The following is a 25,033-nucleotide window of genomic DNA, read 5'->3' on the forward strand; positions in this document are numbered from 1 at the left end:
CATGTCCAAACGGAATTCGATGACCACGCTGTTCAAAAAGCTGCTGCCTGTTAAGCGCGCGCCCATGGACGCGGTGGAACCCGAACTTGCTGCGCAGGCTATCGAGCTGGGTGAGGCGGCCAATCGCCTTACTCAACGCGAGGCGCCGGAATTCAGCATCAAGAACGTCGATTTGGCCGATGTCGTGCTCGAGCAACCCGAGCGAGATGAGGAGCACATCGCGCGGGTGCTGGAACTCGAGCCGAAGGAAACTCTCTCAGCCCGCATTCGCAGGATGCGTCTGCGGTTCGCGAAGCCCGACACGAAGAGCGTAGAAGGGACGGCGGAGTTTCTCGCTTACGTGCAGACGAACAAGCCGATTCGGATTCTCATCGGTTTCGTCTCCGGCGTGAGCTTGAAGGACGCCGAGTACTTCGCGGTCGGCGTCGCGGACAAGCATTGCGAGTCGCCGTATATCACGTATCTCGGGGTCTACCCGTACCAAGGAGGCTACGCCTACGAGATTCATGAAGGAGGCCACGGCCGGTCGTACCTTCAGAAAATTCTCAAGTACTACGAGGGCCTGCCGCCAAACATCCACGAGGAGCTTACCGGGGTGTACATCGCGACATCCACTCGTATGGTGCAGGTCCTCAAAACGCCCGATGGCCTCGTTAGCGTCCAGCTACCTGAAAGCTACAAGGCCGTTGAAACGGACTGGCTCGTTCAGGGACTCATCCCCGAGAAAAAGCTTGCGCCTATTGCCGGCACAAACACGGGCCTCATGGTCGTGGCCGGCGTTTTTCTTTCTGTAGCGCTAATGGCACTCATTGGCGCATACGCGACCAGGTATCAGCCCTACGAGCCACCGCCACCAGCTGTGGAAGACGTCGTCTCGTACCCGGATTCGCCGATTGGCCGCTGGGACATGCTGTTGAAGCGTCCGGCCGACACATACGTCACGGCCTTGCGCTATGACGGGAAGAAGTGGAAAACCGATACCGCCGTGGTTCCCGGCGCCAAGCACATGCCAAAGCCTCAGCAGGACGAGCAAACAAAGCGGGCCGCTCCGGAGGCTGCGCCTACGTCGGGTGCGCAAGACCGAGAAAGCGCGTCGCCAGCGGCCAAGGCTGTTAAGAACCTGCAAGCCGCGAAGGTGGCAGGTGTGCAGCGGCCTGCGACTCCGGTCCCGCCTCACAAGTCGCTGCCCCCGGCGACCACGAGCCTCACGCAACCGAACCAAGGACTGACGCAATGACACCTCAAGCGCTAAAAACCGCGAACACTGCGGCTGCTGTTCTGTTCGTGCTGGCAGGGTTCTCCTGTTTCGGAATGGCCGGCTATCTCGCGCTCACCAAGCCTCCGGCGAAAGAGTCAAAGTACGTTCAGCGGATACCCGATAAAAAGGGATGCAAGGACGCATTGGCTGCACAAGGATTTCACGCGACAGAAGGCGCCGACGGCAAGGTTATCTTCGCGTCCGTTACGGGGCTGAAGGACGAACCCAAGCGCCAGCTCCAGGAAGCTACGATGGCCATCGCGATGTGTCACATGCCGCTGAAGTCTTTCTGCATGGGCCTTACCTGCGTGAAGGCCGGCGCCCAAGGCAATCCGCAATCTGGTGTTCAGTTCGCGCTCGATGCGTCGACCACGGCAAACCCGCAGTAAGAGCAAGCCGTTAGCCCTCTTTGGCCGGCCCGCGAGGCCGGCTTCTTGTTTTCGGGGCGCCTGGTAACAAAACGACGCATCTTTTTCAAAAAAATTTCGTTCTTCGTTATTGCTTACATTTAGCGGACTTCTAAACGTCGAAGAACGCCCAAAAAAGCGCGTGTATAAAAATACGCCGCCCGACCCGGGAACGCGCCTCTATACGATTTTGTCTTGCGCACGAACGCAAGCATCCGACAACCGAACAAGGAGTAGTCCTGAATGTTTTCCCTGATTATCACCATCATCTCCATCGCACTCGTTGCGCTCCTGGCACTCGCAACGTTGTACTACGGCGGTTCCGCGTTCTCGCAAGGCTCGGCTAAGGCCGCAGCTTCGACGGTCGTGTCGCAAGCTCAGCAAATCGCTGGCGCGAACACCCTGTTCGCGAACGACAACGCAGGCACGTTCGCCGCGACGACTGCTGCTCTGCAGACCGGCAGCTACCTCAGCACGGTGCCGACGCCGCCGGCAGCTGCTGCAACGGGCGCGTGGGCCATCGCTGGCGCCGCAGCAAACAACGTGACGCTGTCGCTGAACGGCTCGGGCGCGCAGTCCATCTGCACGGCAATCCTGAAGAACGCCGGCCTGAGCACGACGATTGCGAGCGGCGCAACCGCCGGCCGCCAGGTCGACTGCTACGGCGCTTCGGCACCGTACAGCTTCCAATTCTCCAGCAACTAAGCTGGCGTAGCGAAAGCTCAAAAAACCGCCTCTCGGGGCGGTTTTTTGTATTCTGTGCCTCAAATAAATCACCACGCTATACCTGCTTCCCTTTACAGTGCAGAAGGAACTCATGACCCTCGCTTTGCAACGATGGGCGACGCCGGTGCTGTTCGCCATATTCGCGACACTATCGCTCTTCGCCCACGAATTTCACTGGGAACTGGCCGTCCCGACGTTTCTGCTTGCCGGCGCCGTAGCCTTCAGCGCAATCGCTCGCGGCGAAGTAGGCGGACTTCGGCTGCGAACGCCCGAGGTAGCGTGGCCGGCGCTGGCGCTCCTTTCCATTCTCGGACTCGTCCTCTTTGTCAGCCCCGCGCGCTGGATAAGTCTGTATGAATTCCAGTACCAGCTTCTGCTATTCGGCGGTGTGCTTCTTTTCTCCCATATGCGCCACGACGTCGTCCGTCGGTGCCTTGGGATGCTGCTCGTACCGTTCATGGTTTTTGTCGCTCTCGCCATCTACCAGATTGGCACGGCGCAGGGCCTTCCCAACGGCGCTTTTACTGACCCGAACATGTTCGCAGGTCTGATTCTCGCGCTTTCGGCGGTTTGGCTGGGCATCTCAAAAGGAAGTGAGAGTCGCCTGACACGCATCGTTTTCGGAACATGCGCGGTACTTGGCTTCGTTTGCGTCTACTTCGCGATGTCGCGCGGAGCGTGGGTTGCGCTCACTGCCTCAATTCTTATCGCGGGCTTCGCGTTGCGCGAGCGTCTGGGCGTCAAGGTCATCGTCATTGTCCTCGCGGCAGCGGTCTCCCTCGGCGTTGGGCATGTCTCCACACGGCACAAGACCGTTACCGAGTTAGCGCAGCATCAGGGCTTGGGCGATTCTCTTAATTCTCGCGTCGCGATGTGGGAGTCGTCCGGCAAGATGATTGCCGACCACCCTCTGGTCGGGCACGGTGTTGGCCTTTGGTATCGCTTCTATCCCCGCTATCGCCTCGTCACCGACATCGACTCGGCCGGCTACCACGCCCACAACGATTACCTCGAAGCTGCAGCGGACGGCGGCCTTCTCGGTCTATTCGCCATCCTCGCCGTGCCGGGTCTCGCGTTCTTCGCCATTCGCCGCCTGCGTGAGTCCGCGAGCCGGACATCGCCGCGCGTTGAGGCGGGCCTTGCGGTTGGCACGCTCGTGATAGCGATTCAAGCCGTCGTCAACTTTGTCTTCCATGACATGGGGATGGTTACCGTGTCTGGTGTGTTGCTTGGGAGTCTCATAGCGCTTTCGAAGCCGGACGAAGTGTCGGCACCGATGTCGCCACCCAAGCAAATCGCGGCCGCCTTGATGATGCCCGTTCTCGCGTTTTTCGCGGCGTCGTGCTATCTCGGCCTGGTTCCAAGCCTTGTCATTGGCAATCCCGCCGGCAAGGAAGCGAAGATGTTCCCGTGGATTCTCGACAGCCAGGCCCTTCTGAACATCCACAAGCTGTCCCCGTTCGCGTCCGACCCGTACTTCGTCACTGCTCACATCGCGCACATGCAGGCAGCGCTTGAGAAGGACCCAGTGAAGAAAAAGGCGCTTCTTGACCGCGCGCTGTTCTACTACGACAAGGCGAGCGCGCTTGACGCAACCTCGCCACTCCTTCAGTTCCGAAAAGCGAGTGTCGTGGGCATTTATCCGGGCCTGCCTGCCGACGAACGCTATACCCGCTCATTGGGGTATCTTAAGGCCGCGCTCGACATCGACCCGAGCGACTTCGCCGCACTGCGCGGGTACACCAAGCTTTTGATGATGCATGGCAAGAAAGCGGAAGCGCTCGCGGCGGTCCAGAACGCTCAGGACAGAAAGCCGACACAGTGGAAGAATCCGATGCGCAACCTCCGTGCCGAAATCGAGGCAGGGGCCGTCAAGTAAGCTGACAGCACCGCCAAAAGAAAGAGGACCCGGGAAGCGACTTCCGGGTCCTTTTCTATTGCAGCGGCGAGAAGCAAGCAGCGCACTTCGCTGGTGACAGAAGGGGGTCGGGCCAATCGGAGGATAGACCTGCCCGTCGCATATGCGTCAATAGGCGCCGCGCCGCATTGCGACCACCCAAACGGTGCGCAGAAGGATTAAGAGGTCGTTCACGAAAGTCACATTCTTGCAGTAAGCGTCGTCGCAACGCACGCGGAATTCGAACGAGGTGTCCGAGCGCCCCGAAACCTGCCATGCCCCTGTCAGACCGGGCACCACGCTAAGATAGTTGCACTTCGACTGCCCGTAGAGCTCGACTTCCTCGGCGGTTACGGGGCGAGGACCCACGAGGCTCATGGCGCCACCAAGGACGTTGAATAGCTGCGGCAGTTCATCGAGACTCGAGCGGCGCAGGAACTCGCCGATTCGGGTTACGCGCGGGTCGTGCTGAAGCTTGTAGTTTGAGGCCTCAAACTCTTTCCATAGCTGATTTCCTTCGGCGCGCCACTGCTCGATGAGTCGGTCGGCACCCGCGCGCATCGTCCGGAACTTAAAGCAATCGAAGGGAACACCGTTGTGACCGACACGCCGGTGCCGGTAAATTATCGGACCTCCGTCGTCGAGATACACGCGCAAGGCGATAGCGGTGAGTAGCGGCGCCAACACGACAATGCCCGCTGCCGCCAGCACCCGGTCCAGCAGGGGCTTAACCCGGCGATACGGACTCACAGAAAATCTCGGTAGAGTGCCTCATAACGGCTGAGCATCAAAGGCGTATCGAACTCTGCCTCCGCCCGAATCCGAGCGGCAACGGCCATCTCTCGGTAGAGAACCTTGCGCTCGATTAGCATCTGGAGCGCGTCAGCAACGGCCTGGACGTTCGACGCTACGACGAAACCTGTCTTGCCATGTGCGACTGCACTCCGGTTGCCAATCACGTCAGTGACAACGGCCGGCAAACCCAGCGCCTGGGCCTCAAGCACGGCAAGAGGCATCCCCTCGTACGCGCTCGTCTGCACATAGAGGTCCGCGCTTGACTGTAAAGTCTGCACAACTTCCGCGCGAGTCTTCCAGCCGGTTGACGTAGCGTTCGGCGTCGCGGGCAGCGGGTCTCCGGCGCCTATCCACGTCATCGAAAAAGGAAGCTTGCGGCGCGCCAGCTCGTCAGCGACGGCAACGAAAAGGCCAGGACGTTTCGCCTCTGTTATGCGCCCAGCAGTCACAATCCGAACGAGCGGTGAGGCTGCTTTCGCGACGCCCGCTGTGAACCGGCTTAGTCCACTGATATCGATGGCGTTGTTAATGAGTGTCGCCCGAACCCCCAGCCGCTGCGCTTCCTCGTACTCATCCTGGGAGCAGGCGACCACGACGCCGCCAAACCGGGCTCCGGCAACCTCAAGGTGACGATAGAGCTGAGCCTTGATGCCAGCACCCTCGGTCAGATGCGCGAACGCGCGCGGCGAATAGAACGTGCGCGCGCCATAGCCAGTCAAACGTGCAGCTACTCGCCCGGCAAAACCCGCCTTCGATGAGTGGAGGTGTATAACGTCTGGCTTCTCTTTGACGAAAAGTGAGGCCAGTTGGAGCATGCCCGCCGAGTCGCGCAACGGGTTTAAAGACCGACGCAGCACGAGCGTGTGGACCGGGACGCCAGCCGGAACCAGCTCGCGCCAATTTTTCGGAGCCTCAGCGCGCGGGTTGACCGCGAGAACGACCCGGTGACCACGGTCGCGCAAGCCTTCCGCCAGCTGGTTGACGGAGTTCATGACACCCGCGCCGTAGGATTCGGTTACCTGGAGAATCTTCATTGCGCAGCCTTTCGCCCCATGAACGCGTCCCAGCGGGGGCTGTAGTCGGGGCGGCCTGAGCCCACCGCCGAACCAGCGGACGCCGAACTGCCGGAATCCCTGGGTGCGGCGGCCGAAGTGCCTGCAGCGGCGAAAACCGGCGAACCTCCGAGGAACTTCTTCTTTAGCCGCGCATTGATGCGCGACGCCGGCGCATACCACGCGACGGCAACGCCCACGCAGCCTGAAACGAGCCACCATGGACTGCGGGTGTAAAGCCCCCATCCGAGGACGGCTAGACTTCCGAGAAAGTCGAGATAGCGGGAGAACTTGATGAACTTGTCCATACCTGAATCGGGTTATCGGGTTTATCGGTTCATCGTGTAGGCTCCTGTTTTAGCGACGGGCGAACTGAAATGAAAAGGCCGCTCAAGGCGGCCTTTTCATTGACATTGATTGGTTGCGGGGGACGGGCTCGAACCGCCGACCTGAAGATAATGACTCTCCCGAGCTACCAGCTGCTCCACCCCGCGTCCGACGAGATAACACATAGTTCTACAGCATTTGCAGACATCAATGCGATGTATAGCAACCGTCTTGCTTACTGGCAGCAGACGGTAACGTTCTGCCACGCCGGGTCGCTGCACGACGGAGGAGCCGAGAGGTTGTAGCCAAGGTCCGCGTTCGTCTTGTTGCACGAGCCGAGTGCCATTTGCTGCGCGATGACCGCGTCAGTGCTGAAGCTCCACGATTGCGAGGGGGCCGACGCCAGGTAGCCACCAGTAATCAGGTCAGACATCGACGCCGGCAGCGAACCCGCATTGTCGTTCTGGTAAGACTGGATGGCACCGGTGATTTGAGTCGACTCGTTCAACACTTTTGAGGCGTTGCCGGCCGCGCCGCTGTTCGAGATGACGCCTCCGCCGTAGTACATGGTCGCAGCGGCGAGTACGACCACCAGCGCAATGGAAATGACAGTTACAAGCAGAGAAAACATGGAAACGCTCCTTTTAATTGTTCCGCGCCGGTGTATGCATGACCAGCATTAAACAGGTATAGGCACAAAAGTGTAAGTGCTTGTAACTTCACAGCATGTTTTTTGACGACATCAGCATTGGCATGATGGATTCGGCAAAAAGCAGGCCGCCAGCTAGTGACATGAACACGGCTGCGAGCATATTGATGGTCGGAACGAACGACCCAAGACGTTGAGCGTAAAGTTCCCGATACTGATTCGCGAGAGTACTCAGCGTATTTGCAATCTGTGTGCGGTCCGATGCCGAGGCGAGTGCGGCCTTATCTGTCGCGTGCAGTGTCTTCATCTGCGCGGGCCACGGTTGTCCGTCTTGTACTGCCTGTAGCGCAGACAGCAAATCCCGCTTCAGTGCACCCGGCGGCGCATTTGCTGCCGAAAGGCGCAGCGCTTCGACCATCCGGACGCCGGAACTCACCAGCAGACTCAGTCCGTAAAGCACGATGAAGTTGTTCCGGGATAGAACAAGGTCCTTGTAGTAAGGTATGCACATAATAAGCTTGTCAGCGCCCACCGGCGACACCTTACGTCCAAGTGACGCAAGCAGAACGAGGAGCACAATGAAACCAAGCAGAACTGCGATGATGGCGCCAATTACCATGCCGGAGGTATTGACCCAGTCGAGATTGATGGACTCGCCCATCTTGTTAGAGGACTTGATAAGGTCGGAGTTCATGATGGCTGGACCCACATAAAGGGTAGAGCCAACCGTGAGTGCACCGGCAAAAAAGAGGGCACCGACACCGCTCCAAAGGCCTTTCGAAGCATTCTTATTGACCTGATAAAGCTGGATTTCGAACGCGACTGCATCCTTGATGGCTTTCCACGTTTCGCCCGAACGAGCCCCCGCCTTAATCAGCGCGACCGTCGATTCAGGAAAGTCCGGTGCGCCGATTTTTTCGATGGCCGACGAGAGGTCTTCGCCTGCCTCAACATAGTTCAGCAAACGCCCGGCCGTATCATGGATTTTGCCGCTGAAGTTGTCCCGGATGAGTCGCAGCGCTTCGGACGTGCCTACTCGCGAGGCGAGCATGGACGCGAGGCGCGTGAAAAAAATTTGCCGGTCGTTGACATTCAACGGCGTGCCCAGGCTGAAGGTCATCTTTCGCCTGACTGCAATCACTCGCCCGGAGCGCTCGAAATACTTCTTCGCCTCAGACTCGCTTTTCGCGCTCATCGTGAAGTTCTTAACGCCTTCACGAGTCGATACGGTTCCCCGATAGGTTGGCATTACGCAATCTCCTTCGCGCGCTCTGATGCACGTTTGTCGATGATTTCTTCGGCTTCCATGCCGAAGCAACGTACGACCTCGGCTTTCGTTGTGATGCCTTCCTCGAACTTCAGAATGGCGTCATCCATCATGGTCGGCCACCAGATGTCCCCGTTGAGCAGGCGGGTAACGTCAGCTTCGCCAGAGAAGTAAGCGCACTCGGTTACGAGCGTCCGCCCGGCGTAACCGCCACCGCCACAGTGGTCACATCCATCGCCGTGGCAGTGCTTGCACACTGTCCGCATCAAGCGCTGCACCAGCACCGTGCGCAACAGGTCCCTGAGTTCATAGGCAGGCACGTCAAGGTCCTTCAACCGTTGGACGGCGCCGTAGATGGAACCGGTGTGCAGCGTCGCCACCACTAAGTGGCCCGTTTCAGCTGCTTTTACCGCGTTGCGAGCGGTCTCGACGTCACGTACCTCACCGAGCATGATGACATCCGGGTCCGCTCGCATGAAGGCGCGGATTGCACGGGCGAAGTCAAAGCCGACCGATGCGTTGATATTCACCTGACCCACGTACGGAATCCGGTATTCGACCGGGTCTTCGGCCGAATAAATCGCCTGTCCGAAACGGTCCATCTCCCGGATGGACGCATTGAGCGTAGTGGTTTTGCCCGACCCTGTCGGACCGCAGATGAGGCACAGTCCGTTAGGACGTGAAACGCCCTTGCGCCATTCTGACACTCGCGTGATACCAAGCCCCTCCAGCGACGGCCGCACTCGGTCAGGGTCCAACAGTCGGATGATGACGGTCTCGCCGTTTACCGTCGGCACGGTCGCGACGCGCAAGTCAACCAGCTTCCCGTCGTAGTCAATCTGGTAGCCGCCGTCCTGCGGGACCCGCCGCTCGGCCAAGTCCATCTTGGCCAAATCCTTGATACGGGATGTCAGGATGTTGTACTCGTCCGGTGAACCTTCGTGTGCTAGGTGCTTCACGCCAAGATGTCGGTAGAAGACACTATAGGAGGCGTAGCGCGGCATGATGTGAATGTCCGAGACATTTTCGCGTAGTGCTCGGCGAATCAGCCGTTCGGCAAGGTTCGAATCATTCGACACCATCTTCTCGAGGTCCTCGAGATAGTTGTCGAGCTTCTCGTGGTTACATGCAACGAACTCAAGGGTCATGTCGCGGTAGTACGGCGACACCGAAGTGCGAACAACACGCTCGGAGCCGAGCGTCGACAGATAAACGGTGCTGTCGATTTCAGCGACAATCATCGTCTTCGTCTCCGTGAGCACCTCCGCCGGCACTCGCACGGAATAGTAAAACTCCTTGTGGATTTCGCCGGGGTTCGTCTTGAGGATGATGTCGAGCAGCGTCGCCTTCGTCATGAACCCGCCGCGCAGCAGAATCAGGCCCAACCGCTCGTTGGTGATTTTCTGTTCCGCCAATGCCGCTTCGATAATCTGCTTGTCGACGATTTTTTCGTTCAGCAGATATTCTGCGAAGGACAGCGCTACCGCTGTGGTTTCCGGCTTTTGCGCCGCATTCTCTTGCATGGGTTCGACGAGGTGAGGTCAGAGTGAGGGTATAGCGAAGTCGTTTAGCGCGCGTACGACGTCAACTTTCGGCAACTCGGACCCTTGTCGCTTAAAACGCTGGCTATACGGCGTACTGACCAACTGACCAGGAGCGCGTTGTGGAAATGACAGGAAAGGAGCTGGATGCCTTGGGCCTTCTCAAGACCGTAGCGCCGGTTGCGGAGGTCGCGTGGCTAAGCCCCGAAGAAAAGCAGCTCATCGTCGAAATTCTCACCACGGGCGGCGCGACAGGTTTTCCTCGCAAGGTCGCGGAAAAACGGACCCGAAAATCCCCAGACACGCTGTTCAAGCTCGAAGCAAACGGGCTGACCCAGTGGGACTTCGACGCACGGGGTCGCCCCGCCTATTACGTCCTCACCTGGAAAGGGCAGGAACTTGGCGAGCAGCTACTGCGCCTCGCCAAGCACGAAAACCGTAAGGTTTCCAAGCGCTAATCAACCGGAGCGTCCATGTACCAGCTCATCCTCGTTCTGCTTGCCATCGTCCTGGCAGCGGCGTTCGCGCTCGCGACGGCGATTTACACGCCTGCGTCGGCCCTGCTCATCGCCGAGACGAGCACGTTGGTCCAGTCGTCGCTTAACACACTGCAGAACGCCTACGTCAACTACTCGAACGCGAATCAGGGCGCGGTCCCTGCCGTTACTGGCGCGACTGACGGCGGATTGTCGACGGTATTCAGCGACTACCTTCCGTTTGTCCCGCAGGCCCCTCTGGGATATGCCTGGTCTTATGGTTACAACGCGTCCCGAGCGCAGAACTGGTTTTGCCTATCGAGTACTAATCCGAGCGCGGCTACCAACGCGCTGTTCACAGGCTTTGTTCGCGCAACGCGCGTACTCCCTTCATCACAGCTTTACGTAACGCAGGGCGGCGCGGCGAACTGCGGGACCACAACGTCTATCAACACGTCGACCTACACTTCCAACGTCGCTCTCACATTCTTCGTCAGCAACCCGCAGTACTTCAATCCGCGAGCCATTCCCGGATTGGTCGCGTGGCTCGACGCCAGTGATGCCTCGACACTATCCGGCTCTGGCAACGCGGTAACGCAATGGCTCGACAAGTCGGGAAATGGAAACAACGCGGTAAACGCGGTCAGCGGAACGCAACCGCTTTACAGCTCGACCGGCTTCCAGGGGAAGGGCGGCGTCGCATTTTCTCGCGCCAACTCTCAGTTTCTCGAGATGGCGGCGACGGCTACTATGCGCACCACGCAGGTCGATACGTTCGTTGCAGGCGCCATGACTGCCTCCGGAGCCAATAGCACGCTGATTTCGGCGCAGACGACCAATAATGGCAACGTGCCGGTTTATGCCTGGTATCTTGGGCAGAACGATGTAGGCGGCTCCTTCCCTGTTGACAACGGCATCGCCTTCAATATCGGGGCAGGCACCACAAACTATTTCGAGGAGCCGGGAACCGCGACCTCGGCACTGAACATCAACTCGCTCTGGGAGGGCAGCTACGGCGGAGGCTCAATTCAGGTCGCCCAGAACGGGCAGATGTACTCGGCATCGCAAAGTGTGGCAATGGCACCAGTGAATTACCCCATCGAAATTGGGCGTCCTTACGCCGGCGCTAATAACGCTTATTTCCTCGACGGCGTCATTGGGGAAATCGCCATTTACAACCGCCCGCTAACAGCAGCAGAGCGCTCGCGGCTCAATCACTATTTCGGCAAAAAGTGGTCGCTGTATTCGCTCACGAGCTGACATGAGTGCTCAGTCATCGCAGTTGTCGCGGTGACCGTTTTCTCGCAGAAATCGACGAAGAAAACGGCCTTCAGGCGAAAGAACGTAGCGCTGGGCCGGGACGGTCCAAAGTGCGAGTGCCTGAGCGGGAAGTAAGAGGCGCAAGCGGGCAAAGCCCGTACGGGCACCCCGCGTAGCCCGAGAAGCTCGGGCTTTAGGCCGAGGTCGTTCACAGAGCTTTCAAGGGTATCTCGCAGGGCGACCGCAGTCCGGTGTTTCAGGGGGCGCGGCGCCGACCGCGCCGCGCACAACCGGACACGACCTTCTAGCGGCCGATACCGACGTAGTCCAGGCCGCTGCGGGTCACCTCTTCCTTCTTGTAGAGGTTGCGGCCGTCGAACACCACGCGGTCCTTCAGTTTCTGCGCCAGTAGCGTCCAGTTCGGTGACCGGAACTGCATCCACTCCGTAATCACCACGAGTGCGTCGACTCCACCGGACAAGCAGGCATCAGCCGAGTCAACAATGCTGAGGCGGCCGGACCCCAGCCACTCCTTCGGGAATGCCGCGCGCGCCGTGCGCGCCGCCACCGGGTCGAACGCCGTCACGAAGGCACCTGCAGTGAGGAGGTCTCGGATGAGCTCATGAGAGGCCGCCTCCCGCATGTCGTCCGTTCCCGCTTTGAATGCGAGACCCCACAGCGCGAAATGCTTGCCCGCGATGTCGTGTCCATAGCGCGCACTGATTTTTTTGGTCAGGTGGTGCTTTTGGCTCTCGTTACGGGCCTCGACCGACTCGAGTATGCCCATCGTGACGCCGGAATCCCGACCCGTCCTGATGAGCGCCTTCACATCCTTGGGAAAGCAAGAACCCCCGTACCCGACGCCGGCGTAGAGAAAGTCGCTCCCGATTCGCGGGTCCGAGCCGATGCCGGCCCGAACATTTTCGACATCGACACCTAGTTTCTCGCACAGGACTGCCATCTCGTTCATGAAGGAGATGCGTGTCGCAAGCATTGCGTTGGCCGCGTATTTGGTCATCTCGGCGTCGCGCACGCCCATCACAAGGAGTCGCTCGTGGTTTCGGGTGAAGGGTGCATACAGGGTGCTCAGCGCGGCGGAAGCCTTGCTGGAGTCAGTGCCAATGATGACGCGCGCGGGGCGCATGAAATCCGCGATAGCGGCGCCTTCCTTCAGAAACTCGGGATTGGACGCGACGTCAAAGGCTACCGCCGCGCCTCGCCGCGCCATTGCTGCGCCAATGGCAGCGCGCACCTTATCTGCCGTCCCGACGGGCACCGTGGATTTGTCGACGATGACCGTGGGGTAGGTGAGGTACTGCCCGATTTCTTCGGCGACCGACACGACATGGCTCAGGTCCGCTGAGCCATCTTCGCCGGGCGGCGTTCCAACGGCGATGAATACGAAGTCAGCTGCGGTGCGTAGTGCCAACCCAAGGTTTGTACCAAATGTCAGGCAGCCCGTTTCCACCGTCTCGCGCACCAATGCGTCGAGGCCCGGCTCAAAAATCGGTATCTGGCCGGACTGAAGACGCTCAATCTTTGCCGCATCCTTGTCAATGCAGATGACCTCATTTCCGACGCGCGCCAGGCAGACACCTGTGACTAGACCAACATACCCTGTTCCCACGACGACGACTCTCACGCAATTCACTCCGCTCGATAAAGGTGTCGTCGTTTAGGGACGCGTTTTAGCTTTTCTTCGGTAAATTCATCGTTTTTGATGGGTCACGTTCCCGAGCCGCGACGCGGAAGGGCACTGCGCTGCCGTATCGGGTGCTACACGCTTAGACCGGCGTTCCAGCCGAGCACAGGCCAACTTTCCGCGCCGTCCGGCGCGCTCTCTGACAGGAAACAAACCATGCCGTTGAATCTCGATAGTTGCGTTACGCCAAACCATTTCAGCATCGAAGACTTCGAGGAGTTCCCGGGTCTTGCGCCTGCCGACGAGTTCGACCTCGTTGCGCCGATAGCCGTGTACTTTTTCGCGGACTTGAAACTCCGCCCGCAAGCCCAGGCCGCCATCCAGAAGCTTAAAAAGCTGCGGCATCCCCTGGTTGAGGACAGGAATGTGAATGACCTTCTCGAGACGACTCCGGACGGGCTTGAGTCCCGCTACAACGCCTTGATGATGAAGCTCGTCGCCGATGCTTGTCCTGAGGCGCAGTCCTACATCGACGGGTACGGCGCTTTTGGCTTTCGCATTGGGCACGACGACACCGCATTGATGGGCGATAGTCAGGGCTTTTTCGCCTTTTATCTCACGGCAGATGCAGTCAAACATCGAATAGCGCCGGTAGACAGTGAAGAAGAGTAACCAGCCGTAGTCGTCTCGCTCCGCTCGCCCGCTAGCGCGCGCGGGGCGTATTCGAAAGGGCCGCCCGCTCAGCTACCCGTCCCACAAAGGTTGTTGGAAAATCGAGTCTGATTCCGTCGAATCCCCCGTAACGCGAGTTCGGGGGATTTGCCTTTACCGGAAACATCCACGGGAGGCGATGGGCTGCATCAGTCCGTTCGAGCACGGCTGGCCGCATTAGGTGCGTCACGCTTCGTACATCCGCAGATTACCAACAAACTACCGCTGCGCCGGCGCACCTTCGGAAACTACTGCTACGCGCCACGGCCGGTAATACTTCGGCAGAGCGGCTCGGCTTGACGAAGGAAATGGTCCGCACACAGGTCATTGGCTGTTTCGACCCGAACGGTGGCCAGTGAAAAAAAGCGAGCCTCGTGAGGCTCGCGGGATAAATCATTACCGGTTGAAAATCACTTACGAAGTTCAGAAGTGAGTTGCATCACTGCAATTTTCCTCTCAGCCTCGCTCAAGTTGGCGAGCAGGTCGCACGACTCATCAACCACTTCACGAGCTTGAGACTCGCTGTCGATGGAAAATCCGTACTCTTCAGCACGGCCCTTCACGTCTTCGACCACGGATTCGATTCCCTCGTGGTCGAAGCCACCCTCAAGGTCCGAGTAACCGGTCAGCGCATACAAATCGGTCCAGCTCGCGCCGCACTCCCTGCACTCAACGTTTTGGCCAGCCCCACCACCCTCGCCTTCCAGGCGACCGCGACTGACGACGCTGTTACTCCCGCAGGCGGGGCAACGGCAACCGCGCCGAGCGACGTATTGCGAGTCAGTCATCGCACCCATCACCAAAGACCACTCGGTGGAGGCGCTTCGCGCCTTGGAGTCCGCTTCAACGGCCTTCGTCCCGGCTGCCTTCAGCGCTTCGGCCGCCATTGCCATCGGTGCGTTCTCACCGAGCGCGCTTTCGACCGCCTCGAGCTCCTCAATTGGAGCCGAAGCCATCCAGCGATAGCACATGGTCAGGGCCTGCTGCACCGTTGGCGGGTTGGACACCGCAGAAGTGACGGCCAGCTGCTCACGGAAGGTAGACCAGTTACGAAAGCCCTCCAGTCTCGACAACATCTCGAGGATGGCCGTGTGCTGCACTTCGACACCTTGGCCAGCCAGAAACTCAACTGCTGCGGTTGCTTTTGCCTTAATGAAATTAATGTCCACAAAGTTCTCCAGATTTCCCACGGGCGATATGGCCGTTGGAATACGTTTCGAGGTTCCGGATTGTCGATTCGCCTTGCATCGCCCATGGATGTGGGAAGACTCAAGGAGGATTGGGTACTGCACAGCGCTTTGCCATACCCCGAAGGGCCCGGAAACGACAGGCGGCTGCAGCCATACACGTGTAGGTAACGAGAAAGAGACGTTTTGAATTGCGCCCGATTTTTTCTGGGTTAGGTGTGAAGCACAGCCTTTGTTCGCATGCTTCGCGCGGTCAAGCAAAGCCTGAACCGCGCTTCCACCCGGACGATGTTGAGGCCGATATGCGCGCGTGAATGACGATGAGCACCCGCAGGGGCAGCTTCTCTTTTCACACGAGGCTCGGGAAGGACGGCTTACGCGCGAAGGGCAACGCACAAAGCTTTTCGCGCAATAAACGACGCGCCTAGATGTCAGGGGCCGGCTGAGCCCTATCTACACAGGCTACCGGTCACCGGGCCGCCGGCGGAGCGCATGCGACCGGGAGGCTCCGGCCTTCGGGAGACCGAAGCCTGCCTCGCTCCCCAGGGTCAGCCGGTCATCTTCTTACGGGAGTTCCATGCACAATCTTGAAGCCATGAGCGAGGCCGCGCGCTACAACGGGTGGCTGGCGAAGCTCATCGAGCGTTACGCTCCTCCCGATGCTCACACGGAGGCGCTCGACTTTGGCGCTGGACTCGGAACCTTTACAAAAGCCTTGACGGTCCGGTTCGACACTGTTCACGCCGTGGAACCCTGTCCGGAATATTGGCCGGCGTTGAGTGCTACGAGCGCCTTACTGCACAAAAGCGTTGGCGACGTCCCTCAAGCAAGCATCGACTACGCCATAAGCTTGAACGTGCTCGAGCACATCGACGATGACCACTCAGCGTTGCGGGACATCCACGACACGTTAGTGGGAGGAGGGCGGCTGTTTCTCTATGTCCCCGCCCGACCGGAGATTTTCTCGGCGATGGACACGCTCGTCGGGCACGTGCGCCGCTACCGCCGCGCGGAACTCATGTCGAAGTTGCGCGCCGCCGGATTCGTGGTCGAGCACGCGCGGTATGCCGACGTTCTCGGATATTTCGCGTCGTGGTTATTCAAAATTAGTCGCGCCGGCGGCGCGCTTAACCCGGTGGCGATTCGCCTGTACGACCGCTTCGCGTTTCCGCTCTCCCGGTTTCTTGACAGCGCCGGCGCATCACGCGTCGTCGGAAAGAATCTGGTCGTTGTCGCAACGAAGGGGGCGCTGTGAACCGCGCCGCCCTCTTCAAACTCACGCTGATTTGGGCGTGCGCTGCCGTGCTGTGGGACTTCATCGGCAATCCGGCGCTCGCGGTCGCCATCCTCGGCACGCTTTGGTATCGGCGCGAGGCCACGGCTCTTTTCGTGAACGGTCTCGAACATGACAGTGGCGCGGGCGGCGCATGCCTCGCGCTGGTTCTCTTTATCGGGTACGCGCTCATCAGCCCGCCCGGCGCGGCGGATGACCTTCTTCGGGATATTGCGAGCGGGGCATACGGGTTTGACTACCGAAAGATGTACCCGGGCACGACTCTGCCCAACTACGACATGTATCTCGGATTCGACTATGCTCTGAGCGCGCTCAATTCGTACATAGGGCCAAGAGCTACGCTCCACGCCGTTCAGGCAATCGCGGTCGCGTCGTTTCTGTCTTTGTTCGTGTTTCTCTGTCGGCAGTCGTCGGTGAAGCTGCGTGCGGAACACTACGCGCTGCTCGCCGTCGCGTTCGCCACGCCGCTTTCGGGCCGTCTGTTTCTGGGCCGTCCAGAAATCTTCCTGACAGCGTGGGGCCTTGCGGCCGCGCTGGCGACGACCCCTCGACGAATCGCGCTTTGGGTCGCCGGTGGCCTATTGTGCTCGACTGGCTATTGGCTCGCCGCGCTGTATTTTCCATTCGCGCTGCTGCTGCGGGCTGGGTGGAAGCAGAAGGGGGCAGTGCTGGTGCTGCTATTCGGATTCCACCTCGGCTACTGGCATCTCATCTCCAACGGCGACTACCTTTCGTCGCTGCGCCTCCTGTCGGTATGGACGGCCAACCGGTTGACGACGATTCAGGAGACCCAGAGCTTTCTTCAGCTGCTGCTCAACCCTTACTTCGCTGCTCTCTCACTATTGGCCGCCGTCTCCTGCGCGGCCCGCAAGCTCACTGGCCGGGACTATGCGGTCTTTGCGTTGATAGCGTTCTTTGCCCTCTCCGGGATGGTGCGGTACGTGGCCGTATGGGTCGGCTTGCTGTTGATGTTGATACTGCCGTGGCTTGCCAACCAGTCTGTCCGTCCACTGGCGCTGCGCGCGGGTCTGCTAGTCACCCCGCTCTTCTGCGCGGCGACGGCCTTTTCGCAGGCGGCATCTTATGGGTCACTGCCGGCCTTCCAGCTACCGGCCGGGGCGTACGTCCTGACTTCGATGGACACCGCTACTTTTGCGGTCCCATACTTCAACGCCGGCAGAGTCCAGGTTGCACCCTCGATGGAGCTGGGCGCCAATACCCACGAAGTTCAGGCTCTCGCAGCGCAACTCACACACGGGAAGCTATCTTGTGACCAGCTTCGTGCGCAGGGCTTTACTCATGTCGTTGAAAACCATCTGACGCAAATCCCAGCGTGCCTTAGGTTGATAGCGATAAGACGCGGCTGGCGCGCCTGGCAGGTCGTGCAATGAGCGGCGAGACATTAAGCGTCGTAGTGCCCGCTCGGGACGAGGAAGCTACCGTAGCTGACGTCCTGTTGAAGCTGCGCGCGCTGTTCCCGGACGCCGAGCTCATTCTTGTCGATAACGGCTCGACCGACGAAACCATCGCGAAAGCGCTGACCGTCGAAGGTGTGCGCGTGATTTGCGACGAGCGCCCCGGAAAAGGATTTGCTATGCGCAGCGGGGCGGAAGCCGCGACGGGGACCTTTGTCCTCTTCCACGACGCCGACCCCGAGTACGACGTTCGCGACGCCGGCGCGGTGGTCAACGCCGCGATGGACCAGAATGGCGCCGCGATAGGGGTGCGCGTCGTTTCCTTCGAAAACCTGCGCTGGTCGTCGTGGCTGGCGAACCGCCTCATCCAGGAGCTGCTTCTTCGACGTTTCGGGGTGAAGGTGCCCGACGTGTTGTCCGGGACACGCTGCATGCGTCGAGACCAGTTCACGGCCTTGCATACGACGTCAACGGGCTTTGGCATCGAAACTGAAATGACCGTCGCGTTACTGGCGGCGCGCGTGCCGTTGGGACAAGCACCGGTCCGCTACGCTCCGAGGACCACTGCGCAGGGCAAGAAGATTCGCTTTTACCACCTCTTCACGCTGCTGCGACTCGCGCTTGCCCCCATCCGGCACCTCCAACCATCGTGAGGTTAGGGGGATTTTCGAGTGAAATCTTCGTGCCGGTATCGATGAACTTCTCGCGGGTAAATCGCGGAGCCGGGCGCTCTCGACAGTTACTCGCGCGCAAGTTCGCATCCAGTGGCCCCGGGGGCGTCGCAGAGCCTATCCAAGTCGATAGTTGTCCGGTGCACAACTAACCACGGAATCCCCGCATAGCCGAAAATGGGCTGGCGCACCCGGTATTCAAAAGTTGCCGGCCCGACCTGCTTGAACAGCACTACGTCGGTTTCGTGCTGCGCCGCATACGTCGAGTTCACCAGCCCGAGCTGGGCCGCCCGGTACATCAGGAACGAGCCGTCGAAAGAAGACTGGAAGGCCATCGATGACAGCACGCAATAGATGACCGCTATCACGAGTGCCGGTTTGAGGACCGTGAGCACGTACACTCGAACCCTGTGGTCGTTTACCGTGGGCAGGACGTGCGGCACATTTGACATGCTAAAGGCTCCGTTAGGGCTTACCCTAGTAGGGTACCGGGACGGACCGCCCACGGCAACGTCATTCTTTCCGCTGATGATTCAGCGCGTCATTTTTGCTCATTCGCAAGACTTTTAATGTGGGCTACCGCACACAGCCCGCGCCTAGAAAAGGCTGACTTGGCCTTTCGCCTCAACCTCGCCGCTCATCGCCATCTCGTACGCTCGGATGAGGACAGTGATATATCGCGAGGCACGGCCGGTTCCCTCCCACGACAGCGCATCGACGCTCTTACCGCCGGTCAAGTGGGAACACCGCTCTAGAAATCCGACACCCCCGCGACGGGTAACCTCGTTAAGCAGGGCGGGATGCTGCTCGAATCGGTGCGCCAGTAGACTCGCGAACAGTTCGTCCTCGTCGTCGGTCCCTGCGGCCGTGAGTACCTTGTACGCAAGCTCGACATCCGGATAACGCTTGCCGGCGTATTCCACCGGGTAGCGTGCCTGGATGCTGCCTTTACGATAGGCAAGCTCAGTCGGCGCGGTGAGCGCGCCGCCAAGGCCGGGCGTTCCGCTGAAAATGTTGAGGGACTGAGAGATGTTTTTCATGCGGCGTGTAGCCACGCGACTTATCGTGCACTTACCCAGGGCATTACACGAAACGCGCGGCGGCTTTTAAAGGACACGGCTCCGCTTAACAAGCGCCCCACTTCTCACCGTCTGAATACTTTCGGATGACCGGGAGGCAGACCCGGACAACGTAAGCAGCGTAACACTCGGTCTTCAGCGCAGACAGTCCGCTGTCATAGTCTTCCACCAACGCATGCATTACCTCGTTTCGACTCAGCCGGGGAAGGCCCGCTGGACGCTGCTCTCGCTGCCCCCTGCTAAGCGTCATCGCGGCCATGTTGGAGAACAGAGGCGCTAGCAGCTGTACCTCGTTTGGAAAGGGTGACTTGGCCATCAGGTGTTTTTTCAGCTCACGTCCTTCGGCCCCATGAAAGCTTAATCCTGTCTGCGAAACAACTAACCCTTCCGCTATTGCCACAAATCCCATGATGGCCAACGAAAACATTTGGAGCTCGTACGCGCAGAACGTCTGTTTAATCAACTTCGCCCTTGCCGGCGCAGCCGCTAACAACTCGTCCTCCAGCGTTTTCAGATAATGTTGAACCGCTGACGACATGTACCGGTCTACCTCTTCCGCATCGTCGAAACGGGCGGCCTTCTCAAGTGCCACCGCCTCGGCGCCTGCCGCCCAGAACCATTCAGCCGCGAAATCCTCTCCTGGGATGTACCAACCGAACCGCGCGAGTGCAGCCAATTTCGCCGCGAAAGCGTTGGCTATCTTGGGCTCGAAGCGCCGCAAGAAGCGGGTACGCCACGAGTTTGCATTTTCCACCCACTGGTGAAAATCTTCGGTGCTGGGGGGGAGTTTCATTGTCACACTCGCTTTTGACAGTCCATGCAGTACACGCGTCCACCGAAACGCGCTCGGTTCCCCCAACAGAACTTCGCGACACCGATGCCGACGTGCCCTCGGCACTGCGCGCAATAGTACTGGTTCGTTTGGCTTTCTTGCCGCGCGGGCGGAACCTCGCTCGGCAAGAGAATCACTTCGCTTTGCAAGGGTGCCGCATTGTCCAGGGCGGCTTTCTGTACGCGCGGCGTGTGCGATTTTTGGAGATACGCAACCGCCTTCAGCATCTCGTCCGCAGAAAACTTCATTGCGATTTTGTCTTGCGCGCGGAATAAGATTGACCGGGCTGTATGGGCAGTTGCGTGCTCAGCTATTTTCGTACGGATATATTCACATACCTGGTCGGCCTTGAGAACGTTCGGAAACGCGTTGCCGGGAGGGCGCTCCACGATACCACTATCCGAGATAGCCACGACGACCTCACGAAAGTACGCCCTGAAGTTCTTTTGTGCGATGTTCCACAGCTTACCGAGGAAGTCGTTGCTGCGAACGTCAAGCTTCTTGACCAGAACGAGGTACTGTAGGCGAGCCTGCGCAATAGGGCTGGGCATCCCTCGCCACACGCCGTCGACCATGCGGGACCATTCATCCAGTTCATTGACTCGGATTTGCGTTGTCACGCTTTTGCTCTCGATGATGAAGAACCCGTGTTCGTAGACGACTAAGTGGTCTATTTGTGCGACCTCGCCCTCGTGCTCGAGCCTTAAGCCATTGAGTACGAGTACCTCTGAATCGTCGGCGAAACGCCTGCGAAGATAGTAGGCCATGTTTTCTTCGGCCTTCCGTCCAGCAACCTCGTAAATGTCGCCGCCGGGGAAGACGTCCAACTCTTTGACAATCATGATGACGGTTTGATAGAGCGTTAAGAGGGCGGGCTTTCTAGCGCCGCCGTTTATGCGAGGAGTCGTGAAAGCCGGGCGGACACCTGAGCGAGGTCTGCAGAATACGGAGCGCACCGACGAGGAAGCGCGCTACCCCACCTTCTGGCACTCCATACAGAGAACCAGCCCACTAAAACGGGGCTTGTTGAACCAGCAGAAGCGTGCGACTTTTAGACTTACTTCGCATCCGCACTTCTGACAGGAATAGCGCTTTTTCCCCTTGTCGTCACTCCCTGACTCCATCGCCGGTTCTTCAGACGGAGCGGGTGCCACCGGAGCAGAAGCCATAGCGACCGGTGCGCTGGGCGCGGTCGAACGCAGTAGAGGCTTGTGAGCGCGCTGGAGGAACGCAACGGTCCGTAACAACTCGTCTTGCGAGTTGTTGAGCACCACGTCGTCAGTCTTTTTCCTCCTAAAGCCCATGTATGCACTAGCCCTAGCATGCCTTTCAATCATCGCAGCCAGGTATCCCGTAACAAGGTCGGCTTTTAGCACATTCGGAAAGCTGCTAGCGGACGAGCGCTCTACAATGCCGCTGTCCGAAATGCCAACGACCACTTCCCGCTGGAACGCACCCCAGTTTTTTTGGAGAAGCAAGAATCTCCCCAAAAGCGTTGAGTTGTGGGGCCTCAACAAGTTGAACAAAACATCAAGCTGCAGCTTCGCCTGCTCAATAGGACTAGGCATGCCCCGCCAAACTCCATCAACGAGTCTCGACCACTCGTTCAATTCGTTGACCCGGACCTGTGTCGACACGCTCTTGCTCTCGACGACCACGAACGCTTCCGGGTAAATGACAAGGTGGTCTAACTGAGCTACCTCCCCGTCATGCTCGATACGCAGCCCGTTAATCACAAATACCTTCGGGTTGTTGGCGAACTCCCGACGAAGGTAGAACGCCATCTGCTCCTCAGCTCGCCGACCTGCTGTTTCGAAGATATTTCCGCCATGAAAGGGTTCTAGCTCTTTGATAATCATCTCGGTTATTCGAATGGACTCGGGGAAGACTCGTCTAGTACGCCGATTTATCGCCGCAGTCGGTGTCCGACTATCCCGCAAACTAGCCGGCGGCGCGGCTATACATCGCAGTGCCTCCATCAAGCCCTGCGACCACCCACTATGCTGAAATTCCTCCTCTCATTGTTCGCGCCAGCGGAGTCGACCACTCCGAAGCCCAAAGCCCATTCCCGAACGCGCCGTCGCATACGCGGAGTCGACATTCTGGTCCCGGGCGAGAAGGAGTCCAGAGACACGCGCGTTCCGCACAACCCCTACAGATGCTTCAAATGCCGCGCACCGGTCGGGGTAGGGGTGGCGAAGTACTGCCGGGGCAACAAGCAACGCTTCGGCGGGAATATCTACTGTGTCGATTGTCAGTGAACGCAACGGCCCTCAACGCGAAAAAGCTCCTTGTGCGTCCAGCACTACTGCCTCGACCACCTGTGCCTCGGAACCCCTATCAACTCGTTCTATTCGCGCATTAACGCATCCCACGCGGCGCAGGCGCCCGTTTGCGACCCGACGTTCACGCTCACTACTGGTACGGCCTCGGCGAACGGATATACCGCTGGGCCGTGGTTCCCCCCGGTCGCGTCTCTACGCCCTGGCGAGCTGTTTGTCCTCAGCGACATCCCCATGTACATGCCGGCCAGTTCGTTCAGCTATGGACAGCTCGCCGGTGTCTTTCAGGCGGCGGGGAAGAAGCTCGGCGTCTATCTCCAGCCGAACTCAGCGTACGGACGGCTAGTTTCAAGCGAGGGACTTGCGGTAGAAATCATTTCGACCGAGCGCAATATCGTGCTTCGTGCCAAGGACCAACACCTGGCGATGACGAATCATAAAGACTCAATCGGGGTTCCCAACGACTGCATCCCCCGATTTTGTAAAGCACGTCACGCGCCTCTAGAACGGGTTATCTTTTGCGCGGACCCGCCGTACGAACTGCCGCAAACGCCGGCCACACAGAGCATTTGCGGGGCTTCCGACGAAGGGGAAACGTGGGCCAATGACTAGGTTTAGTGTCTCCCGACCCGCCTGTGACGTGAATTCCGGATTTTGACGGCTCGCCGCGCGCAGCGTGTGCACGGTTATCCACAGGCCATCTCTTTGATTTTTCACCGATTCGACGTACCGTCAGCTTGGCGCGTGGGCTGATGACTAGGTCGGGTCCAAGACTATTAGTCTTCGACCCACGCAGGCATAGGGATTGGCCCACGCAGGCATAGTCATGTGGCTCGAAAACTAATAGTCATGGGGCCACACGACTATTAGTTTTCCTCGTCACGCAACAGGCCGAATTTCCTTTACAAACAACGCTTTTCAAAGCCCCTTAATCTTGTCTTTAATCTTTACTTTAATCTTTACAAGAAAACTGCTTCGGCCTTGACATGACCGCCTGCGTAACAAAAGTGTCAAAGGCTAAAAACGCTGATACAATGCAGCCCCTACGACGTACAACTCTGAAAAGCGTGCTTTGTAACGACCGCCGATGACTGCACAGTCGCCGTCGAGATACGCACGGCTTGACGACCTGTGAGCGTCATCAGCGAAGGCGAACACGTGGAGCTCTCTGAATGAACAAACGCAGCACAACTGCGTCGGCAGTGAAAAGCCCCGCCGACCGGGTCCGCGAAATCGCGGCCTCAGTGGCGGCACGCACGCCGGCTGTACAGGCCAAACCCGTGGTCGAAGGCCCCATTCAATTGCCAATCTGGGAGGAAGACCTGCGCGGCTTTCCGAACGGAATGGCCCGGACTTCGCTCTTTACAGCATCACGCACGGACGGTGACGACTCGCGCGAGTTCTTTCGAGAACCACGGGAACTGGCAAGCCTGGCAAACTACCGGGTCACGTACCAAGGGACTGAACTTCGCCAGGACGACGCAAGCGTTTTCATGACGTTGTTGCATATCGGACGTAGCATTCCCCTGGGCCAGCCGATTCGATTTACGGCTTACAGCATGCTTCAGGAGCTTGGGTGGTCGTTGAACAAGAAAGAGTACATCCATCTCCGGCAATGCTGTGAGCGCCTGCAGTTCACCTCGCTTAAGCTCATCCCGAACGACGGCAGTGGTGGCTACACCGGCTCTCTCATCTCGGAATTCGCTTACAAGGACGCCGCCGGTGAGAAACTGCAGCACTGGGTTGTCACGCTTACGAAAAACATGATGGGCCTGTTCCAGCCGGACACGTACACGCTCTATGACTGGAAAGTCCGCCGCAACATCGGCGGGCGGGCGCCGCTGGCGCAGTGGCTCCACTACTTCATCGGCACACATGGCAAGCCAATCCCCATGAAAGTCGCCAAATATGCGGAACTGTCTGGTAGCAGGTCTAAGGACCTTAGGGACTTCCGCCGCAGGCTGAAGCTGGCGCTCATGAAACTGCAGGAAGTGGGTTTCATTGACAGGTTCGATATCGTGCAGGATTACGTGCACATCGCACGCGCGGCCGGCAACAAGTTTCCCGCGCCGGTGCCCGGCGTACCGGGGACGCCATCGCGGGTAGTTGATGCTGTGCCAGCCTGACAGTTGAAAGCGCCGGCATAAACCGGCGGCATCGACACGGTCTTCATGGCAATCGCGGTATGTGTTCGGCGCTATCGGAGAACTAATGCGAGCAATCCGCACCGTGGGCCTCGGTCTCGTTATCGCGACCTACGTGGGG

Annotated in this window: 25 protein-coding genes and 1 tRNA gene; 12 read left to right on the top strand and 14 right to left on the bottom strand. The window is 59.0% G+C overall.

The window, feature by feature from the left end; translation table 11 throughout:
• The first annotated feature begins 1 nt into the window (after position 1).
• The 4 genes from F6X40_RS16855 to F6X40_RS16870 all read left to right on the top strand — a co-directional run bounded on the left by F6X40_RS16855 (position 2) and on the right by F6X40_RS16870 (position 4,270).
• Positions 2-1,237, top strand: a complete 1,236-nt coding sequence (locus tag F6X40_RS16855) for a hypothetical protein (RefSeq protein ID WP_187628595.1) — start codon at positions 2-4, stop codon at positions 1,235-1,237.
• Entirely contained in the window at positions 1,234-1,647 is a 414-nt protein-coding gene (locus F6X40_RS16860; RefSeq protein ID WP_187628596.1) for a hypothetical protein, read from the top strand. Before F6X40_RS16855 ends, F6X40_RS16860 begins: the two co-directional genes overlap by 4 nt.
• Positions 1,648-1,908: 261 nt before the next feature.
• Complete coding sequence (locus tag F6X40_RS16865) at positions 1,909-2,370, top strand: hypothetical protein (protein WP_187628597.1); 462 nt, start codon at positions 1,909-1,911, stop codon at positions 2,368-2,370.
• Between the two features lie 112 nt (positions 2,371-2,482).
• Complete coding sequence (locus tag F6X40_RS16870) at positions 2,483-4,270, top strand: O-antigen ligase family protein (RefSeq protein ID WP_187628598.1); 1,788 nt, start codon at positions 2,483-2,485, stop codon at positions 4,268-4,270.
• A 147-nt stretch (positions 4,271-4,417) separates the two neighbouring features.
• Here F6X40_RS16870 and F6X40_RS16875 read toward each other — a convergent pair whose 3' ends face one another.
• The 7 genes from F6X40_RS16875 to F6X40_RS16905 all read right to left on the bottom strand — a co-directional run bounded on the left by F6X40_RS16875 (position 4,418) and on the right by F6X40_RS16905 (position 9,901).
• Positions 4,418-5,038: a sugar transferase gene (locus F6X40_RS16875; RefSeq protein ID WP_187628599.1), complete on the bottom strand. Its 621-nt coding sequence runs from the start codon at positions 5,036-5,038 to the stop codon at positions 4,418-4,420.
• The gene (locus F6X40_RS16880) at positions 5,035-6,117 is read right to left on the bottom strand and encodes a glycosyltransferase (protein WP_187628600.1); all 1,083 of its coding nucleotides are present in this window, start codon (positions 6,115-6,117) and stop codon (positions 5,035-5,037) included. Before F6X40_RS16880 ends, F6X40_RS16875 begins: the two co-directional genes overlap by 4 nt.
• Positions 6,114-6,443, bottom strand: coding sequence for a hypothetical protein (locus tag F6X40_RS16885; protein ID WP_187628601.1), 330 nt, complete (start codon positions 6,441-6,443; stop codon positions 6,114-6,116). Before F6X40_RS16885 ends, F6X40_RS16880 begins: the two co-directional genes overlap by 4 nt.
• A gap of 110 nt (positions 6,444-6,553) precedes the next feature.
• Positions 6,554-6,629: transfer RNA gene (locus tag F6X40_RS16890), tRNA-Met, on the bottom strand.
• 68 nt (positions 6,630-6,697) lie between these two features.
• Positions 6,698-7,093: a hypothetical protein gene (locus tag F6X40_RS16895; RefSeq protein WP_187628602.1), complete on the bottom strand. Its 396-nt coding sequence runs from the start codon at positions 7,091-7,093 to the stop codon at positions 6,698-6,700.
• Between the two features lie 88 nt (positions 7,094-7,181).
• On the bottom strand, positions 7,182-8,360 hold the full coding sequence (locus tag F6X40_RS16900; RefSeq protein ID WP_187628603.1) for a type II secretion system F family protein: 1,179 nt from the start codon (positions 8,358-8,360) through the stop codon (positions 7,182-7,184).
• Complete coding sequence (locus tag F6X40_RS16905; protein ID WP_222946099.1) at positions 8,360-9,901, bottom strand: GspE/PulE family protein; 1,542 nt, start codon at positions 9,899-9,901, stop codon at positions 8,360-8,362. The genes F6X40_RS16900 and F6X40_RS16905 overlap by 1 nt, the downstream gene beginning before the upstream one ends.
• Before the next feature lie 140 nt (positions 9,902-10,041).
• Here F6X40_RS16905 and F6X40_RS16910 point away from each other — a divergent pair, with 140 nt between their 5' ends.
• Entirely contained in the window at positions 10,042-10,377 is a 336-nt protein-coding gene (locus F6X40_RS16910) for a hypothetical protein (protein WP_187628604.1), read from the top strand.
• 15 nt (positions 10,378-10,392) lie between these two features.
• On the top strand, positions 10,393-11,655 hold the full coding sequence (locus F6X40_RS16915) for a LamG-like jellyroll fold domain-containing protein (protein ID WP_187628605.1): 1,263 nt from the start codon (positions 10,393-10,395) through the stop codon (positions 11,653-11,655).
• Positions 11,656-11,959: 304 nt separating this feature from the next.
• Here the strand turns inward: F6X40_RS16915 and F6X40_RS16920 are convergent, their stop codons facing one another.
• Positions 11,960-13,297, bottom strand: coding sequence for a UDP-glucose dehydrogenase family protein (locus F6X40_RS16920; protein WP_187628606.1), 1,338 nt, complete (start codon positions 13,295-13,297; stop codon positions 11,960-11,962).
• 216 nt (positions 13,298-13,513) lie between these two features.
• On the opposite strand from F6X40_RS16920, the gene F6X40_RS16925 reads away from it, so the two are divergent.
• Positions 13,514-13,969: a hypothetical protein gene (locus F6X40_RS16925; RefSeq protein WP_187628607.1), complete on the top strand. Its 456-nt coding sequence runs from the start codon at positions 13,514-13,516 to the stop codon at positions 13,967-13,969.
• 449 nt (positions 13,970-14,418) lie between these two features.
• Here F6X40_RS16925 and F6X40_RS16930 read toward each other — a convergent pair whose 3' ends face one another.
• Positions 14,419-15,177: a hypothetical protein gene (locus F6X40_RS16930; protein WP_187628608.1), complete on the bottom strand. Its 759-nt coding sequence runs from the start codon at positions 15,175-15,177 to the stop codon at positions 14,419-14,421.
• Positions 15,178-15,772: 595 nt separating this feature from the next.
• Here F6X40_RS16930 and F6X40_RS16935 point away from each other — a divergent pair.
• Genes F6X40_RS16935 through F6X40_RS16945 form a run of 3 tightly spaced genes read left to right on the top strand, consistent with a single transcriptional unit; the run spans position 15,773 to position 18,557 of the window.
• Entirely contained in the window at positions 15,773-16,450 is a 678-nt protein-coding gene (locus F6X40_RS16935; protein ID WP_187628609.1) for a class I SAM-dependent methyltransferase, read from the top strand.
• Complete coding sequence (locus tag F6X40_RS16940; protein ID WP_187628610.1) at positions 16,447-17,880, top strand: hypothetical protein; 1,434 nt, start codon at positions 16,447-16,449, stop codon at positions 17,878-17,880. The genes F6X40_RS16935 and F6X40_RS16940 overlap by 4 nt, the downstream gene beginning before the upstream one ends.
• Positions 17,877-18,557 carry a glycosyltransferase family 2 protein gene (locus F6X40_RS16945; protein WP_187628611.1) on the top strand — a complete coding sequence of 227 codons (681 nt, stop codon included), beginning with the start codon at positions 17,877-17,879 and terminating at the stop codon, positions 18,555-18,557. Before F6X40_RS16940 ends, F6X40_RS16945 begins: the two co-directional genes overlap by 4 nt.
• An 86-nt stretch (positions 18,558-18,643) precedes the next feature.
• Here F6X40_RS16945 and F6X40_RS16950 read toward each other — a convergent pair whose 3' ends face one another.
• The 5 genes from F6X40_RS16950 to F6X40_RS16970 all read right to left on the bottom strand — a co-directional run bounded on the left by F6X40_RS16950 (position 18,644) and on the right by F6X40_RS16970 (position 22,345).
• Entirely contained in the window at positions 18,644-19,027 is a 384-nt protein-coding gene (locus tag F6X40_RS16950; protein WP_187628612.1) for a hypothetical protein, read from the bottom strand.
• A gap of 144 nt (positions 19,028-19,171) precedes the next feature.
• The gene (locus F6X40_RS16955) at positions 19,172-19,615 is read right to left on the bottom strand and encodes a hypothetical protein (protein ID WP_187628613.1); all 444 of its coding nucleotides are present in this window, start codon (positions 19,613-19,615) and stop codon (positions 19,172-19,174) included.
• An 85-nt stretch (positions 19,616-19,700) separates the two neighbouring features.
• Positions 19,701-20,447, bottom strand: a complete 747-nt coding sequence (locus tag F6X40_RS16960) for a hypothetical protein (protein ID WP_187628614.1) — start codon at positions 20,445-20,447, stop codon at positions 19,701-19,703.
• Positions 20,448-20,449: 2 nt separating this feature from the next.
• Complete coding sequence (locus F6X40_RS16965; RefSeq protein ID WP_187628615.1) at positions 20,450-21,328, bottom strand: nuclease-related domain-containing protein; 879 nt, start codon at positions 21,326-21,328, stop codon at positions 20,450-20,452.
• Between the two features lie 129 nt (positions 21,329-21,457).
• The gene (locus F6X40_RS16970) at positions 21,458-22,345 is read right to left on the bottom strand and encodes a nuclease-related domain-containing protein (RefSeq protein ID WP_187628616.1); all 888 of its coding nucleotides are present in this window, start codon (positions 22,343-22,345) and stop codon (positions 21,458-21,460) included.
• Between the two features lie 657 nt (positions 22,346-23,002).
• Here F6X40_RS16970 and F6X40_RS16975 point away from each other — a divergent pair.
• Together F6X40_RS16975 and trfA are read left to right on the top strand one after the other, a co-directional pair.
• Positions 23,003-23,380 carry a hypothetical protein gene (locus F6X40_RS16975; RefSeq protein WP_187628617.1) on the top strand — a complete coding sequence of 126 codons (378 nt, stop codon included), beginning with the start codon at positions 23,003-23,005 and terminating at the stop codon, positions 23,378-23,380.
• A 560-nt stretch (positions 23,381-23,940) separates the two neighbouring features.
• A complete protein-coding gene (gene trfA / locus F6X40_RS16980; protein ID WP_187628618.1) occupies positions 23,941-24,894 on the top strand; it encodes a plasmid replication initiator TrfA in 954 nt (317 codons plus the stop codon).
• The last annotated feature ends 139 nt before the right edge of the window (positions 24,895-25,033 follow it).

The organism is Paraburkholderia sp. UCT31 (assembly GCF_014397655.1).
Classification (GTDB): Bacteria; Pseudomonadota; Gammaproteobacteria; order Burkholderiales; family Burkholderiaceae; genus Paraburkholderia; species Paraburkholderia tuberum.